Raw genomic sequence first — 17,023 nt, forward strand, 5'->3', positions numbered from 1 at the left:
CTTTTTGCATTCTATCCACCGCGACTTTAATTTGTCGCTGTCGTTCGGTGGAGAAGCGGCTTAGAAAACGTCATGGTTTGATTTTTCGAAGTGGGCGAGAAATCACCGTGCTCAGTGGCATAAGGTGAGTTGTAGATGACAGAGTTGAAATTCCGTGCCGCGAAAATCGAGGATCTAGCCGCCATCGTCGCGATGCTGGCGGACGATATCCTCGGAAAAGACCGAGAAGACAACAGCACGCCCCCAAACCCGCGCTACGTTTCGGCGCTACAGGCCATTATTGCCGATCCAAACCAAATGCAGGTTGTCGCAGAGCTCAACGGTGAGCTGGTCGGCACGATGCAATTAAGCTTCATTCCTGGCATCGCAAGAATGGGTGCTTGGCGCGGTCAGATTGAGGGCGTTCGCACAAGTGCGGGACATCGGGGAGCTGGTATTGGTCAGACGATGTTTGAGTGGGCAATCGAAGAGAGCCGTCAACGCGGATGCTCCCTCGTGCAGCTAACCACCGACAAGGACCGCCCCGATGCACACCGGTTTTATGAAAAGCTTGGCTTCGTCGCCACGCACCTTGGTTACAAATTGAAACTCGGCGCGTAAATCCTGATGACGAAAAAGCCGTCGTCACCTTCCCTTGAGCCATTTCCCAATCCACAAGGATTGCGCTGAAAGCTTGCAGTTTGAAAGGTTTGGATAGGTGGGAGGCCCCCTAGGGCGTTTCTTTGCATATCCGCTGATTGCGCGGAAGGGCGAAGGCATCACCGTCCTGCAAAGCCACCGTCATAGGCAGTCCGTAAACCTGCATCAGGGCGTCCGGGGTCATGAGGTCTGAGATCGGGCCGTTGAGCAGCAGCTTGCCCCCACCAAGTGCCACGACACGGTCACAGTAGCGGGCGACCATGTTGACATCATGCAGCACAATGACGGCCGAGAGCCCCGTTTCGCGGCACATATCGTGCACCAGTCCGAGCACCTCCACCTGATGCGCCACATCGAGCGCGGAGATCGGTTCGTCGAGCAGCAAGGTGCGGGCACCCTGCGCCAGCATCATGGCGATCCAGCCGCGCTGCCGCTCTCCCCCTGACAGCGTATCCACCAGCCGTTCCGTCAGATGTGACACGCCGCAACGCGCGACGGCAGATGCGATGGCTTGTCTGTCTTCCGATCTCAAGCGCCCCAGCGCACCACGCCAGGGGTAACGGCCGAGTGCAACGAGTTCGCCGAGCTGCATGCCGTCAGCCGGAGGCGTGACCTGTGGCAAATAGGCAAGGTCGCGGGCGAGCTCTTGTCGGCGCCAGTCGGTGAGCGCGCGCCCATGATAAGCGATGGAGCCGGCGGATGGGTGTGCCTGTCCGGCAAGTAACCGGAGGAGCGTCGATTTGCCCGAGCCGTTGCGCCCGACGAGCGCGGTCACGACGCCCGGCTCAAGCTCAAGATCGAGCTCGTCGATCAATTGGCGGCCTGGGACGCTGTAACTAACGCCGGACAAAGCAAAGAGGGTCATGCTTGGCCTTTCCTGAGAAGAAGAATGAACAGCCAAGGCACGCCGATGAGCGTGGCGAAAAGCCCGATGGGCAGTTCATAGGGATATGTGGCGGTGCGCGCGCCAAAGGCTGCAAGCACCATCAGCAGGGCCCCGAGCATCCAGCTGGCCAAGAGGAAAGACCGAGGGCGGACGAGGCCGGCACTGCGGGCGAGATGCGGCGCCATCAGGCCAACGAAACTGACCGGACCGACAAAGGTTGTGGCCGCCCCGGTCGCAAGTCCCGCAGTCATGATAAGGAGGAACTGAACACGCCGGACAGGAAGCCCAAGCGCCGATACCGTTTCTGTACCAAGCGGCAGCATTTCCAGCCAGCGTGCCGTAACGAGCGGGATAAAAAGCAGGGCAAGTGCGAGCGTTGCAAGTATTGTCGCCCCACCTGACGTAACCGAAGATGCGCTGCCTGCCAGCCATCCGAGTATGGACCAGGCCTGAGGGCTGCTCGATGCCATGATCGCCATCAACACGGCAGAGGCGAGCGCTCCGATCGCCAAGCCGGCAAGCAGAATCCGGGCCGGTGCCATGTCCCGGCGCAGCACAAAGATTGAAAGGCTTACCAGGGCCAGCGCGCCGCCCGTCGCGGTTCCAAGCGCCAGTGCAAGGCCTGACGGTTCAGTGATCAGAAAGACCGTCGCGGCGTAGCCCAATGCGCTTCCTCCGGTGACACCCAGAACCTCTGGTGCGGCCATCGGATTGGCCGTCAATCGTTGCAGAACGGCACCCGAAATGGCAAGCAGCGCGCCAGCTGACGCGGCGGCGACAAGCACCGTCGCCCTGATCGGTAAAAACGTATCGCGCAGCCCGGAGGGCACGATATTCCAGCCTTCGGGACCACGTCCGGTAAACAGGCAGATAACGAAAGTGACGCCTGTCATAAGGGTGATAATGCTCAAAAGCCGGACTGGATTGTCGGAGCGCGGCTGTGTGTGTCTGCCGTCCTCGGCCGTCTGCGGCACGGTTGCCTGCATTCGGGGAAGAAGCCAGATCAACAGCGGCCCGCCGATCAGTCCGGTCAATGCTCCGGTCGGCAGGGAAGGTCCGCCGAATGCGGCGACCAACAACAGGACGTTGTCGGTGAGCGACAGCAGCAGGGCTCCGGAGAGGGAGGCGATGATCAACCGTTGCAAAATGGTCCGGGCGCCGAGGCTGCGGGCGATTGCCGGCGCCGCCAGTCCGACAAAGCCGACCAATCCCACCTCTGCTGAGACGAATGCCGAGAGAAGAACTGCCAGGCACAGGGTCACCGAGCGCAGTCCCACTACTTTCAATCCTAGACCCCGGGCACCTTCCGCGCCGAGAGACATGACGGTCAATGGCCGGGCGAGCAAGGCGGCGCCAACCAGCGCTGCGAGCAGACATAGAAAAAGCCGCAAGGCAGGAACAAAATCGTTTTGAGTCAGCGCACCGCCGTTCCACAAAACCAGTGTCAGCAGGTAATGTCCTTGTGCGAGGGTGACTGCCATGGCGACTGCCGATGCAAGCATGCCCACGAGCATGCCGGTGATCGTGATTGTCACCGGCGCATAATTCCTTTGCGCACCGATCGTCATCACAAGAAGGGTTGCCACGGCCGCGCCACAGAGCCCGATCAGCAGATTGCCGCCAGCCAGCAAGCCGGGGGCAAATACCGTGGCCATAACGATGGCGAGTTGTGCGCCAGCGGCTGTACCCAATGTGGTCGGATCAGCCAGGGGATTACGCAGGACAGCCTGCATCAACGCGCCTGCCAATCCCAGCAGTGCACCGACAAGCAGGGCGACCGCCGCGCGGGGGACCAGACCGAAGGCCAGAAGGATTTGCTCAATCGTCATGTCGGTGGCATGCCAAGGCAGGGTCGGCCAGTGTGTGATGGGAAGGGCATTTAGTGCAGCAAGAAACCAAAGACCGGCTGCGATGACGCTTCCGGTCGCCAGAGGCCATAGTCTCATCCCCGTTCCTCCAGCGATCGCGTCAGTTCTCGTGCGAACTGAAGTGCTGAAGGCATGCCGCCAAACCCGTTCATGTCGCCTATCCGTAAGACCCGACCGGCACGTACTGGCGACAGCGCATTCCATAACGCCGAGCGGGAAAGCCCGTTCTCTGTCTGGACGGGTATATCGCCCGTTATGACCAGCCAGGCATCGGGAAACTGCACAACGTTTTCCATCGGGACGGGAGCGGCGAATGAGAACCGGGTACCAGCTCCCCAGGCATTGCGTAGCCCGATTGCCTCGATCATGCCGCCAAACAGGCTGTCGGTGCCATAGACGCGGACATGACGCGGATCTCCGATCTCGATAAGGAGGAAGGGTCTGGAACTCCAGCTTTGAACGCGCCTGCTCAGGGATGCGATGGCGTCAGCGGCGGCGCGCTTTGTGTTTTGCCCGAGCTCGGGTAGATCCATCCGCTCCGACATGCTGGCTATCAGTTCCATTGCTTTCGGCAGGACTGGTTCACTTGGTACGAAGATCGACTTCGAAAAAACAGGCGCGATGCGTTCCAGTTTCGGTGCGAAGGTCGCGTAATAATTCGACGAGAGAATGAGGTCTGGTGCCACGAGGCTCAGCGCCTCGAGGTTTGGCGAACCGCGCAGGCCCAGATCTACGGTATCTAAGGGCACATGCGTGTCGAGAAGTCGCCGCAAACCGCGCAATTCGGCAATCGCCGTTGGTGGATGACCCAGCATGGCTGCGGTTTCGGCCATTGCCCAGTCAATTGCGGCAAGCCGTGGTCCGGATGATGAGCCTGCCGCAACAGCGTTCCTGGGAAGCAAGGCCAAAGCCATGCCCCCGAGAAGTGTGCGTCTGGTCAAGTCGCCCGGGTGGGCACCATTCACCATTTATAGGTCAGGCTCGCCTGTATGTTGCGGCCGTTTCCGAAATAGGCCGAGTTCAGGCCAATTGCCGAGATGTAGGCCTCGTCCGTGATGTTAGAGATGTTGAGACGTCCGACCAGACCGTTGTCCCACTTGTAGCTTGCGCCCAGGTCGAGAAGCGTTACAGCGTCCAGCTTCAGAGTGTTGGCATCGGAACTGAAGCGCGTGCCGATATGACGGACACCGGCACCGAGCGTCAGGCCTTCCAGCGCGCCATTGTTGATGGTGTGTGACAGCCAGATACTTGCGGCGTGGCGTGGGGTGTTCGCCAGCTCGTTGCCAGAGTTCAGACCTGCAAGGATCTCGGTCGTAGAATAGGTATAAGCACTCTTGACCGTCCAACCGTCTGCAATTTCTGCCGCGGCTTCCAGTTCAAGACCGCGAACCTGTGCCTCGCCGATCTGACGGATACCGGAGATCGTGGTGCCACCGATATCTTCAAACACCGTTGTGTTACGGTCGGTTTCCCGCAAGTCGTAGAGCGCAGCGGAAAACAGGCCGTCGAAGGCTGTGGGTTCGTATTTCACACCCACTTCCCACTGCTTGCCATGCGTTGGGTTCAGCGCGACATTCTCAATATCAACGCCAGGCTGGGGCAGGTACGAGGTGGAGTAGGAAACATAGGTCGCAACGCCGCTGTCCCAGACATAACCAAGGCCAGCATGGCCGGTAGCCTGATGATCGCGACGGTCGAAGTTTGTCGAGCCGCCGAAATTGGTCACGTTGTCGCCGGACTGGTCTGTCCATTCCTGACGCAAGCCGAGCGTGGCACGCCAATTGCCGAGTGCGAGTTCGTCCAGTGCGTAGAGGCCAATCTGCGACGCGTCGACAGTCTTATTTGCAGTGTACCACGGTGTATCGACCGTCAGGCCGCCATAGGTCGGCGATAGGAAATCGATGGGGCTGGAATAAGAAAAGCCGGTATAGGCCTTCTCCCGCAGCTTTTGGGCATCGAGGCCAAAGACGAGGTTATGCGTGACATCGCCTGTATCAACCGTGCCTGAGAGACGCACATCGGCAGCAAGGGCGCTGAACGACTCGTCCTGCGTGATGATGCCGCGTCCCACCGAGCTGCCGGTTGCGGGATCAAGGTACATGCTGTGATAGGTCCAGTCATGGTTCGTATAACGGAAGGTTCCGTTCAGCTTCCAGTTGTTTTCGAACTCATGCGTAATGCCCGCCGACAGGGTTCCCATGGTGCGGTAACTATCGTCGACGGAATCGTCACCGAAGTAGAAGTCGCGCAGATCCTTGTCGTTATAAACGCCCACGAAACTGTCCGGTACGCCGGTTGGCGTCATCGGCTTGTCTTTGTGCAGGCTGCCCATCAGTTCCAGTTCGGTTGCATCGCCCAGCGCATAGCTGGCGGAAAGTCCGAGATAGAGACGCTTGTTGTCGATCTCGTGGACATCAGTTCTTTCGTTGCTGACCTTACCGGTCAGGCGATAGGCGAAATCCTCATTCACGACACGGTTCACATCTCCGAACGTCGAAAGGGAGCTGTTGGTGTCGAAACCAACGCCCACTTCGCTGAAATCGCCGTCGGCCTGGGCGCGCTTCTGGATGGAGTTGACCAGACCTGCGGGTGTGCCTGCACCGTAAAGAACGGATGCCGGGCCACGCAATATTTCAACGCGCTCGAGACCGTACAGCTCGAATGACGGCGCGCTGGTGGGGAACTGCGTTGAACGCATCAGGCGCAAACCATCCAGGAACTTGTCGTTTTCCAGGTTGAAGCCGCGCAGATAGAGACTGTCGAAGCGCGGGTCACCGCCATAGTTCTCGGTGATCACGCCAGCGGAATATCGAAGGGCGGAGGCAAGGTTGGTGGCACCAATCGCATCGATCTGAGCGCGGGGCACGACCGAAACGGAGGACTGCGTCTCAAGGATCGTACGGCTCGTCTTGCTGGTTGCTGCAATCTTTGCAACACTGCTTTCCAATGGGGCTGTGGGGTTTTCGCCGCCCGTGACGTTGATCACTCCCAGAAACGTCGAGCGAGTGCCGTTCTGCTCATCTTGCGCAAAGGCGGAGACGGAAAGCAACGCGGAAAGGCTGACGCCCAGCATGAGAGATGCGGTCGATTTGGTGTGCAACATCATGATACCCCCAAAGAAAATATCATGAGCGTCTAACTCCACTATTAAATAATGTCTTGAACAGGGCTGTTGCGTTTTGAACAAGGCTTTGGAAATCGCTCACGTCTCCAGCGCGATGGCGGTTGGCCGTATTTCGCACGAAACACGCGTGATAGATGGGCCTGATCGGAAAAACCGGTGGCGTGAGCGATCTCTGCGAAAGACATGGAAGTTTCCGCCACCATTTCGCAGGCTGTTTCCAGCCTTAAGCGCGCCTGCCAGCGCTGCGGTGTCTCTCCATGTTGCGTGCTGAAGCAATGGGCAAACCAGCTCGGAGAAAGGCCCGCAACGGTGGCCATTTCTGCGACGGTGACTTGGCGCGTCATGTTTTCCTGAAGAAAGCGCTTGAGTGCTGAAAGTTTGTGGGGTGTGAGATTGCCGGGAGCTGGGGCGATGACATCGGTTGCCGTGGTGAAAATTTCCCCCAGCGCTGCTCTGAACAGGCCATCAAGCATCATGTCGCCACGGCTTGGTTGGCGCACTTCCTTTGCCGCCATCCGGCCGATCGTCGCCAGAACGTCATTCGAACCGATAAATCTCGGTTTTGTCAGGTCGCCGTTGATGCCTGCGGCACCCAGGCGCGCATGAAGCGTCGACGTCTCGAAATGAAAATCGATATGGCTGAAATCCTGGGCCGTTTCCAGCCGGCTCCATAAAGGCACACCCGCTGGAATATAAAACGCCCCCACGCCGCGTTTTTCATCGGCATCTTTCTTTGTCGTTAGAGAATGGGCTGGGATGTCGTCATCCAGCATTATGACGATGCGTGGATCCGGAGACACGTAGAAGCCACCAGCTCCTACCTTGCCGCGGATGGACCATACATCGGCAATTGTGCCGGCAAAGCGTCGCCATGAAAGCGGTTCCAACGTTCGCAGAGAATGAACATTGGTCTGCATTTTTGGTGTGAACTCTGCTTTGGTATGCATCAAGTCTTCCAGAGACAGCTTAATAAACTATACTATTATACTCATCTATTGTTCTACGTCCATAGTTAGACTGACGTCGGGTCAAGTTTTCGGGTTACGTCTGCCTTTTGGAGATCTTTGTGGGATGCGGAGATACTGGCTTTGATGAGTGGTCGATTGATGAAACTGAGCGCGGAATCACGTGCGGCAAAAGGGTGCGTCAGACACGAACAATCGTGCCGAAACGTAGGACGCAGTAACGCATCGAGTTCGACCTTGAGGTCGATGTTGTGGTCAGGCGGTATACACCTGTTCGCCGCCGATCCAGGTGTGTTGCAGCTGATAGTCTTTGCTCAGCACAACAAAATCGGCATCATAACCGCTCATCAATCGGCCTTTCCGGTCCGCCACATGGGCGGCTTTTGCCGGGTAAAGACTGGCCATCCTTACTGCTTCTTCGAATTGGAGGCCCAGTTTCCGATGAACGTAAAGAACCGATGACAGCATATCGATGTCTGCGCCGGCGAGCGTGCCATCTGCCAGTGTCAGGCGTCCATCCTTGCGGAAAATCTGACGCCCGTTGAGTGTCAGGCCGGTCAAGTCCGTGCCGATGCTGGACATCGCGTCGGTCACGAGGAAAATGCGGCCAGGTCCACGCTTGGCGCGCAGAGCAAGATCAATCACCGCGGGATGAACGTGAAAACCATCGGCGATAATGCCGGTTGAAAGGTCTCCGAGATCAAGCGTTGCACCCACGAGGCCCGGTGCGCGGTTTTCGATCTGGCTCATGGCGTTGAACAGATGCGTCACGGTCTGTGCTCCCGCCGCGACATAATCCTTCACAATGTCATAGGTCGCGTTGGTATGCCCGAGACTGACGATGAAACCGCTATCGGCAAGTGCACGAACCTGTTCTTGCGTGGTGTTTTCCGGCGCGATCGTAATCATCAAGGCGTCGAAACTGCCGCCGATCACCAGAAGGCGTTGCAGGTCGGTGTCTTCCATCGGCCTGATCAGTTCCGGATGGTGTGTGCCTTTGCGCACAACGGAAAGATGCGGCCCTTCCAGATGCAGCCCCAGAAATCCGGGAACCTTTTCCGCTTTCGCTTTTAAACCGGCTTCGATGGCCGACGCGGTTATCTCCGGTGTATCGGTTATCAACGTTGGCAGCAGGGCCGTTGTGCCGAACTTTGCATGGGCGGCACAAATCTGGCGAATGCCATCGACCGAGCGCTCGTCATTCAACATCACACCGCCGCCGCCATTGACCTGAAGATCGAGGAAGCCCGGCACAATGATCAAGCCTGCCGCATCCACCAGCCGTGTGTCGGCGGGAATGTCATTCTTTATCAGCAGACCGGCAACCTTGCCGTCATTGATCAGTAGGCATTTGTCCTGGTGCCATTCATGCCCGTCGAAAATCCGTGCATTCGTCAGTGCAGTTGCCATGGTCAGTGGGTCTCCGTCACTTTTTTAAGCGCTGCAGGCGCATCCGGATTAAACCCACGAGCGCGCGACCATGATTCAACAAATCCATAAAACGGTACGATCAGCGCAAGGGCATCAGTGAAGGGATGGCCGGTTTCAATAAACGGCAAACGCCGTGCGTGAGCAGCGCCATCGGCAGAGATGAAAGCCAGTGCGCCCTTTTCAGCAAGACCATCCGCAGTGGCCAGAACAGAGGAAAGGGCAGCGTCGCGTGCCGCGAATGTCACGACCGGGAAACGGCGGTCAACAAGTGCGATCGGGCCGTGCAAAACCTCGGCGCTGGAATAGGCCTCGGCATGCATTTCCGATGTTTCCTTGAACTTCAGGGCTGCTTCACTCGCAATCGCCAGCGAGGGGCCTCTGCCAAGCATGTAAAGTGATTCAGCTTCACCAAGCTCGTTGGAAAGCTCGTGCCAATCTAGCTTAACAGCCTCTGTGAGCTTTTCTGGAAGCTGCCGGATCGACTTTTGAAGTTCGGTGTCGAGTGTCCATTCTGAGAGTATGGCTAGTCCGGCCAACACCGAGTTGAAAAAGGACTTGGTGGCGGCGACCGCAAGTTCCGGCCCCGCATTGATATCAACCGGATGGGCACATGCGTCGGAAAGCGGTGACGGTTTGGTGTTGGTCAGGGAAATCGTCAGCGCACCGGATTGTGCTGCTGACCGGGCGAGTGCGACGATGTCAGGGCTTTTTCCCGATTGGGAAATGGATATTGCCGCCGCACGATCAAGCTTTAGCGACTTGCCATAAATCGAGGCAAGCGAAGGACCAATCGATGCCACTGCGCGACCAGCCTGCTGCTCGATGGCATATTTGAGGAAATGTGCGGCGTGATCGGATGAGCCGCGTGCAATTGTAATGAGGAAATCTGGATCCCTTTCGCGCAGTGCTTTGCCGGTGGCCTGCAGCACGCCATGCGACTGTGTGAGCAGCCGTTCTGCTGCTTCGGGAATTTCATTGATTTCACGTCGCATATTTGTCGGCATATCTATTCTTCCTTGTCACATTTACCGAATTTGATCAGCCGTCCGTCAGCGTCATCTCCGCGACGAAATCATAGGCATCGCCGCGATAAAGCGAGCGGGTCAGTTCCACGACCCGGCCGGAGTCGAGGTAGGATATTCGTTCGATTGCAAGACCAGCCGAGCCTTCGGGAACGGCGAGCAGGGCTGCATCCTCACGATTGACGTTGCAGGCCGAAATCCGCTGCACGGCACGGACAGGGCTGTAACCGGTGCGGCGAAGTTCGGCATATAAGGATGCTTCGATGACTTTCGGTTCCGGCAATATGTCGGAGGCGAGGCTGGCCCTCTCAATGGCAAGCGGTAATTCGTTGGCGATACGCAGTCGCTCCAGACGTGCAACCAGCATGCCGACCTTCAGGCCAAGCATCATCATCTCGTCCGGGGACGGGGAAAACAGACCGCGTCCCAGCCATTCGGAGCGCGTGACGTAACCGCGCCGTGCCATATCTTCGGTAAACGAGGTCAGCTGAGACAGTGGCTGTTGTAGTCGCGAAACGGGTCGCATGACGAAGGTGCCCGAGCCGTGTTTGCGGGTCAAAAGGCCATCCTTTACCAGATCATCGACCGCCTTACGCACCGTGACGCGGCTGACATTGGCAAATTCGGCAAGATCACGCTCTGGAGGAAGGGCCTGACCATGCGTCAGCCGACCGGACAAAATCGCATTTTCCAAGCATTGACGCAGTTTGATATAAAGCGGGCCGCTGCCGCTCGCCTGCAAATCATCGGGAGAAAACAGGTCAGACAGCGCCAGGGTCATGCTGTATTCTCCGCGTGTTTTAAGAAAGTATCTTTGGCAAGCGAGATTGCACCGTAGAGAGCATCCTCTGCAGGTTGAACCAGACGTCGCTGATGTCTTTCTGCAAGGTGTGGTGCATACAGCGCCGACAATCCGCCCAGCAGGCAAAGCCTGCCGCCACTGGATATCTCGGCCACCCGATCAAGCGCCAGATCAATGAAACCAGCAGATTGGCTGAGCAGCGCAAGCGCCGCTGTGTCTCCCTGCGCTGCGAATTCAAAAACACGCGGTGCGTAGCGACCAAAATCACCCGGAATTGCGCTTTGTGAAAAGGCAATCATTTTGCGTGGGTCATTGGAAAACTCGCCCATCAGCGCATGCGTCATCGGCGTGTGTTGTGCTATGCCGTCATAGGCGAGCAGTGTTTCCTGCAGCGCCATCTGCCCGAGCCTGCCACCGCTTCCCAGGTCGCCGAGATAATAACCCCAGCCGCCGATGTAACGAACGTCGGTGCCGATGCGGGCAATGTAGATCGTACCCGTTCCAAGAATGGCAATCGATCCGTCACCGTCGCCAAGTGCACCCTGAAGCGCAATGAGCCCGTCCGACTCGATAACTGACTCATAGAATGGCAGACGCGGCAGCACGTAGGAAACGGTGTTTTCAACATTATTACCAGCAAGACCGAGATATGTGCAGGCCTCTGTGATGAGTTCAGGCGCAAGGCCAGCATCGATAAATGCGGCTTGTGCAGCCTTGGTTATGTTCTGAATAGCGATATCAGGCGCGGTCATGATGTTGGATGCGCCGCTTTTGCCGCGTCCAAGAATTCTGCCAGTAGTGTCTGCGACCGCTGCCCGGCAACTCGTGCCGCCGCCGTCGACTCCGACGAGATATCGATGCATGAACTGTCTCCTCAATTGATAATACCAACAAAATACCAATTTCCAAGTGGCAGCTCGATAATTTTCTGTTTTTCGTAAAAATCCAATCAAAATAGGCGATTATGGTTCGTTCGTTACGCGCCACTGGCCCAAAAATAAAAGAAAAATTAAAAGACGCTGGACAAGTGGTATTTTTTTGGCATTAAATCTGCTCATTGGGAGTTTCATAATGATTGCAGGCGGAACGGAAGGTTTGCAGGACAGGGCAAAGGGCCTCGACACCATGGTGTCGAGTGAGATCCTCTCCCTTCTGAGCGGAGGACAGCAGGACGCAGCGCGCGCCGTGGACGCGGCGCGGGATGATATTGCTGCGGCCTCGACGCTTGCCGCGGAAGCCATTTCGTCTGGCCACAAGCTTATCTATGCAGGCGCAGGAAGTTCTGGTCTGATGGCGCTGGCCGACGCGCTGGAATTGCCAGGGACATTCGGCATCAAGCGAGAGCAGATCGCCATATTGTTTGCTGGCGGCACAGCCAATCTGTCTGAAATGCCAGGTGGTCCCGAGGATGATGTTGAGCAAGGTCGCCTTGATGCTGAAGCGGTGATGGCAGCAGGAGATTGCGTTGTCATCATTTCTGCCAGTGGGTCGACGCCCTATGCGCTGGCCGTTGCGCAAGTCGCAAAGGAAAGAGGCGCGCGTATTGTCGGCATTGCCAACAATGCGGACGCGAAACTCTTCAGCCTGAGCGAGGTTGCTATTATGCTTAAAACCCCGCCGGAATTCGTGGCGGGCTCGACGCGCATGGGCGCTGGTACCGCACAGAAAATCGCTCTCAACATGTTTTCGACCTTGATGGCGATCCGGCTTGGTCACGTGCATGACGGCTACATGGTCAATCTGCGGGCCGACAACAAAAAGCTCATCGCACGTGCGGCAGGGATTGTTGCCGGCGTGACCGGGATTGAGACGGAAGAGGCTGGACGGCTGGTGGAAAAGGCGTCCGGCTCCGTCAAGGTTGCTATTCTGCTTGCCAAGGGGGCGGGCGACAAAAAATCAGCCGAAGATCTGCTTTCGCAAAGTGGCCAGAATGTCCGCCGTGCGCTCGCACTGATCGGCGGATAAGACGGAAAAATTATAGTTGCTGGACGCCAAGATGGCGTCACATCAAGAGGGAGAACGAACGATGACCCGTAATATCACCAAGGCTCTGCTGCTGGGAGCAAGCCTTCTCGGTTATGCCAATATTGCATTGGCGCAGGACGTAACGTTGACCATCGAAAGCTGGCGCAACGACGACCTCGCTATCTGGAAAGACAAGTTTATTCCGGCATTCGAGGCGAAGAACCCCGGCATCAAGGTGGTCTTTCAGCCCATGGCGCCAACGGAATATAACGCCGCGCTGAATGCCAAGCTGGAATCCGGTTCTGCCGGTGATCTCATCACCTGCCGTCCTTTCGATGCGTCGCTTGAACTGTTCAAGAAGGGCTATCTTGCTGACCTGACCAAGAATGGCGGTATGGAGAACTTCTCCGACGTCGCCAAGGCTGCGTGGTCCACGGACGATGGCAGCCAGACCTTCTGCGTGCCAATGGCTTCGGTTATTCATGGCTTCATCTACAACAAGGACGCCTTCGACGAATTGAAGATCGAAGTGCCGAAGACGCAGGCCGAGTTCTTTGCAGCCCTCGACAAGATCAAGGCTGACGGCACTTATGTTCCGATGGCCATGGGTACGAAGGACCTTTGGGAAGCCGCAACCATGGGCTACCAGAACATCGGTCCGAACTACTGGAAGGGTGAAGAAGGCCGTCTGGCATTGATCAAGGGCGAGCAGAAGCTAACCGACGCCGACTGGGTCAAACCTTATGAGGTTCTCGCCAAGTGGAAGGACTACCTCGGCGACGGTTTTGAAGCCCAGACCTATCCTGACAGCCAGAACATGTTCACGCTGGGTCGCGCAGCGATTTTCCCCGCAGGTTCCTGGGAAATCTCCGGCTTCAACACGCAGGCACAGTTCAAGATGGGCGCATTCCCGCCGCCGGTCGAGAAGGAAGGCGACACCTGCTACATTTCTGACCACACCGACATCGGTATCGGTCTGAATGCAAAGTCGAAACATGCTGCAGAAGCCACGAAGTTCCTCGAATGGGTTGCTTCGCCGGAGTTTGCCGATCTTTACGCCAATGCGCTGCCGGGCTTCTTCAGCCTGAACAAGACAGCCGTTAAGATGGCCGATCCGCTGGCACAGGAATTCGTCTCATGGCGCGAAACCTGCAAGCCGACAATCCGCTCGACCTACCAGATCCTGTCGCGCGGAACGCCAAACCTGGAAAATGAAACCTGGGTTGAATCTGCAAACGTGATCAACGGTACCGACACGCCTGCTGTGGCCGCTGAAAAGCTGCAGAAGGGCCTCGACAGCTGGTACAAGCCAGCGAAGTAAGGGCACAATCCCTTGCCCAAGGCGTTTATAAGCGCCTTGGGCACTGACCGAAAATCACTATCGCTATAACGTCGATCCTGTATCGTTGCATCTGCACGATGTCGCGATCCATTTTCTTCATGCAAGCCGGGCTGGTTCAATGAGCGCCGACATGACTTCAATCGATCAAAGGCCCAGCCGACGCCCCGTTCGTTGGCACATATTCCTGTTTATGCTGCCGGCCTTTCTCGTCTACACGGCGGTCATGATCGTGCCGCTTGGCAGCACGTTGTGGCTTTCCTTTTTCACCGAGGTGGAGGGGCAGAGGGTTTTTGTCGGGTTACAGAACTTCAGGACGTTGTTCGGTGAACCGCGCTGGGCGGCCAGCTTCTGGAATGCGCTGACCAACAACACGATTTTTTTCATCATTCACATGCTGGTGCAAAACCCGATAGGCATCGCGCTGGCAGCCCTGCTTTCGATACCGAAGCTGCGTTTTGCAGCGGTTTACCGCACCGCGATCTTCCTGCCGACGCTTTTGTCCTTCGTTATCGTCGGTTTCATCTGGAAGCTGATCCTGTCGCCTTTGTGGGGCATCGCCCCTATGCTGCTTGATCTGGTTCATCTGAAGAGCCTGTTTGCACCGTGGCTTGGTCGCCCGAACTCGGCGCTGATTGCCGTGTCCCTGATCTCCGTTTGGCAATATGTCGGTATTCCAATGATGCTGATCTATGCAGCTTTGCTCAATATTCCTGACGAGGTGATCGAAGCTGCTGAAATGGACGGCATTACCGGCTGGAGCCAGTTCTGGAAGATCAAGCTGCCGCTGATCCTGCCAGCCATCGGTATCATTTCGATCCTGACATTCGTCGGCAATTTTAACGCTTTCGACCTGGTTTACACCGTGCAAGGGGCGCTCGCCGGACCGGATGGTTCGACCGATATTCTCGGCACTCTGCTTTACCGTACGTTCTTCGGTTTCCAGCTGCAGCTCGGCGACCGCTCGATGGGCGCAACCATTGCAACCGTGATGTTCTTCATCATTCTCGCGGGCGTCAGCTTTTATCTTTTCGCCATTCAGCGTCGCATGCGTCGCTATCAATTTTAAGGAGCAAAGAATGTCGAAAGCACGATCTTCCTTTGCCCGCACGGCCTCCGCCCACGCAATCCTGCTGGCCTACACCGCGATTTCTCTGTTTCCGGTGGTGCTGACAATCATGAACTCGATGAAATCGCGAAATGCGATTTTCCGGGATCCGATGCAACCACCGACACCTGCGACGTTTGACCTGGTGGGTTATACAACGGTATTGGGGCAGGGCGATTTCGTTCAGTACATGCAGAACTCTCTCGTCGTCACAGTCGGGGCGATTGCTCTGGTCCTGTTGTTTGGTGCGATGGCTGCTTTTGCGCTGTCGGAATATCGTTTCCGCGGCAATACCCTGCTGGGTCTCTATATGGCGCTCGGTATCATGATCCCGATCCGGCTTGGCACGATCGGTATCTTGCAGGGCATGGTCGCCACCGGACTGGTCAACACCAAAACGGCGCTCGTTCTCGTTTACACGGCGCAAGGCCTGCCGCTGGCAATCTTCATTTTGTCAGAGTTTATGCGCACGGTCTCGGACGATCTGAAAAATGCCGGGCGTATCGATGGGCTTTCCGAATACCGGATATTCTTCCGGCTTGTCCTGCCGCTGATCCGTCCAGCCATGGCAACCGTTGCCGTCTTTACCATGATCCCAATCTGGAATGACCTCTGGTTCCCGTTGATCCTGGCGCCTAGCGAAGCCACCAAGACGATCACGCTCGGTGCGCAAATCTTCATCGGGCAATTCGTGACCAACTGGAATGCAGTGCTGGCAGCGCTTTCGTTGGCCATTGCGCCGGTACTTGTCCTTTATACCATCTTCTCGCGGCAGCTTATCCGCGGCATTACGGCAGGAGCAGTGAAATGAGCGCGCAGCCACTTAGGGTTCTCGTGGCCGGTCTCGGCAATATGGGCTTGAGCCATGCCCTGGCTTATGCGGCCAATCCGGGTTTTGAGATTGTCGGCCTCGTCAATCGCTCAACGCCTGAGCTGCCTGCAGCCCTTGCGGGACGTGAAATATTGCCATCATTTGATGAGGCGCTCAGCGAACTGAAGCCGGACCTTTGTTCGATCAACACCTATTCGGATAGCCATGCCAAATTTGCCATTCAGGCAATGGAAGCGGGCTCGCATGTCTTCGTGGAAAAGCCCCTGGCAACCACCGTGGCAGATGCTGAGCGCGTTGTCGCCTGCGCCCGTGCCAACGGCCGCAAGCTGGTGGTAGGGTATATTCTGCGTCACCATCCATCCTGGGTGAAATTGATCTCGCTTGCGCGCGATCTTGGCGGTCCATATGTGTTCCGCATGAACCTCAACCAGCAGTCATCAGGTCATACCTGGGCAACACACAAAGCGCTGATGCAGACCACACCGCCAATCGTCGATTGCGGTGTGCACTATGTCGATGTGATGTGCCAGATCACCGATGCGAAGCCGGTGTCGGTTCGAGGTATGGGCTTGCGACTTTCCAATGAGATCGCGCCGGACATGTATAATTACGGCCACCTTCAGGTGATATTTGAGGATGGTTCGATCGGCTGGTACGAGGCGGGCTGGGGACCGATGATCTCGGAGACGGCGTTTTTCGTGAAGGATGTAATGTCGCCAAATGGCTGCGTGTCCATCGTGATGGATCCGAATGCAAAGTCCGACGACATTGATACCCACACAAAGACGTCGACCATTCGCCTGCACAAGGCCGACACCAAACCCGACGGCACATTTGTCACTCCGGACCAGTTCCTGCAGATGGAGGGTGAACCTGGGCACCAGGAGCTGTGTGATCTGGAACAGGCCTATGTGTTGAAGGCCATCCGCGAGGACATTGATCTGGACCGCCATATGACCGACGCTGTGCAGTCGCTTCGCATATGCCTTGCCGCAGACGAAAGTGTGCGAACCGGCCGAATGGTCGACCTTTGAATCTGGAG

General features: G+C 56.9%; 15 protein-coding genes. 6 read left to right on the top strand and 9 right to left on the bottom strand.

The window, feature by feature from the left end; genetic code table 11:
* Positions 1 to 135 precede the first annotated feature (135 nt).
* On the top strand, positions 136 to 600 hold the full coding sequence (locus M2418_RS14185; protein WP_259147297.1) for a GNAT family N-acetyltransferase: 465 nt from the start codon (positions 136 to 138) through the stop codon (positions 598 to 600).
* Between the two features lie 109 nt (positions 601 to 709).
* On the opposite strand, the gene M2418_RS14190 is transcribed toward M2418_RS14185, so the two are convergent.
* The 9 genes from M2418_RS14190 to M2418_RS14230 all read right to left on the bottom strand — a co-directional run bounded on the left by M2418_RS14190 (position 710) and on the right by M2418_RS14230 (position 11,600).
* Positions 710 to 1,504, bottom strand: a complete 795-nt coding sequence (locus M2418_RS14190) for an ABC transporter ATP-binding protein (protein ID WP_259147299.1) — start codon at positions 1,502 to 1,504, stop codon at positions 710 to 712.
* On the bottom strand, positions 1,501 to 3,471 hold the full coding sequence (gene fhuB / locus M2418_RS14195; RefSeq protein ID WP_259147301.1) for a Fe(3+)-hydroxamate ABC transporter permease FhuB: 1,971 nt from the start codon (positions 3,469 to 3,471) through the stop codon (positions 1,501 to 1,503). Before fhuB ends, M2418_RS14190 begins: the two co-directional genes overlap by 4 nt.
* Complete coding sequence (locus M2418_RS14200) at positions 3,468 to 4,301, bottom strand: ABC transporter substrate-binding protein (RefSeq protein ID WP_259147303.1); 834 nt, start codon at positions 4,299 to 4,301, stop codon at positions 3,468 to 3,470. The genes fhuB and M2418_RS14200 overlap by 4 nt, the downstream gene beginning before the upstream one ends.
* 53 nt (positions 4,302 to 4,354) lie before the next feature.
* On the bottom strand, positions 4,355 to 6,499 hold the full coding sequence (locus M2418_RS14205) for a TonB-dependent siderophore receptor (protein WP_259147304.1): 2,145 nt from the start codon (positions 6,497 to 6,499) through the stop codon (positions 4,355 to 4,357).
* A 41-nt stretch (positions 6,500 to 6,540) separates the two neighbouring features.
* Complete coding sequence (locus M2418_RS14210) at positions 6,541 to 7,464, bottom strand: helix-turn-helix domain-containing protein (RefSeq protein ID WP_259147306.1); 924 nt, start codon at positions 7,462 to 7,464, stop codon at positions 6,541 to 6,543.
* Positions 7,465 to 7,737: 273 nt separating this feature from the next.
* On the bottom strand, positions 7,738 to 8,898 hold the full coding sequence (gene nagA, locus M2418_RS14215; protein WP_405049429.1) for an N-acetylglucosamine-6-phosphate deacetylase: 1,161 nt from the start codon (positions 8,896 to 8,898) through the stop codon (positions 7,738 to 7,740).
* The gene (locus M2418_RS14220; RefSeq protein ID WP_259147310.1) at positions 8,895 to 9,917 is read right to left on the bottom strand and encodes an SIS domain-containing protein; all 1,023 of its coding nucleotides are present in this window, start codon (positions 9,915 to 9,917) and stop codon (positions 8,895 to 8,897) included. Before M2418_RS14220 ends, nagA begins: the two co-directional genes overlap by 4 nt.
* Before the next feature lie 34 nt (positions 9,918 to 9,951).
* Complete coding sequence (locus M2418_RS14225) at positions 9,952 to 10,716, bottom strand: GntR family transcriptional regulator (protein WP_250985077.1); 765 nt, start codon at positions 10,714 to 10,716, stop codon at positions 9,952 to 9,954.
* A complete protein-coding gene (locus M2418_RS14230; RefSeq protein ID WP_259147313.1) occupies positions 10,713 to 11,600 on the bottom strand; it encodes a BadF/BadG/BcrA/BcrD ATPase family protein in 888 nt (295 codons plus the stop codon). Before M2418_RS14230 ends, M2418_RS14225 begins: the two co-directional genes overlap by 4 nt.
* 208 nt (positions 11,601 to 11,808) lie before the next feature.
* Here M2418_RS14230 and M2418_RS14235 point away from each other — a divergent pair, with 208 nt between their 5' ends.
* The 5 genes from M2418_RS14235 to M2418_RS14255 all read left to right on the top strand — a co-directional run bounded on the left by M2418_RS14235 (position 11,809) and on the right by M2418_RS14255 (position 17,015).
* Positions 11,809 to 12,702: an N-acetylmuramic acid 6-phosphate etherase gene (locus M2418_RS14235; RefSeq protein WP_192488950.1), complete on the top strand. Its 894-nt coding sequence runs from the start codon at positions 11,809 to 11,811 to the stop codon at positions 12,700 to 12,702.
* A gap of 61 nt (positions 12,703 to 12,763) precedes the next feature.
* Entirely contained in the window at positions 12,764 to 14,023 is a 1,260-nt protein-coding gene (locus M2418_RS14240; RefSeq protein WP_259147315.1) for an ABC transporter substrate-binding protein, read from the top strand.
* Between the two features lie 151 nt (positions 14,024 to 14,174).
* The gene (locus M2418_RS14245) at positions 14,175 to 15,110 is read left to right on the top strand and encodes a carbohydrate ABC transporter permease (protein WP_405049420.1); all 936 of its coding nucleotides are present in this window, start codon (positions 14,175 to 14,177) and stop codon (positions 15,108 to 15,110) included.
* Between the two features lie 10 nt (positions 15,111 to 15,120).
* Positions 15,121 to 15,960, top strand: a complete 840-nt coding sequence (locus M2418_RS14250; protein WP_250985082.1) for a carbohydrate ABC transporter permease — start codon at positions 15,121 to 15,123, stop codon at positions 15,958 to 15,960.
* A complete protein-coding gene (locus M2418_RS14255; protein WP_259147318.1) occupies positions 15,957 to 17,015 on the top strand; it encodes a Gfo/Idh/MocA family protein in 1,059 nt (352 codons plus the stop codon). The genes M2418_RS14250 and M2418_RS14255 overlap by 4 nt, the downstream gene beginning before the upstream one ends.
* Positions 17,016 to 17,023: the final 8 nt, after the last annotated feature.

The sequence above is a fragment of the Rhizobium sp. BIGb0125 genome (assembly GCF_024810055.1).
Lineage (GTDB): Bacteria > Pseudomonadota > Alphaproteobacteria > Rhizobiales > Rhizobiaceae > Agrobacterium.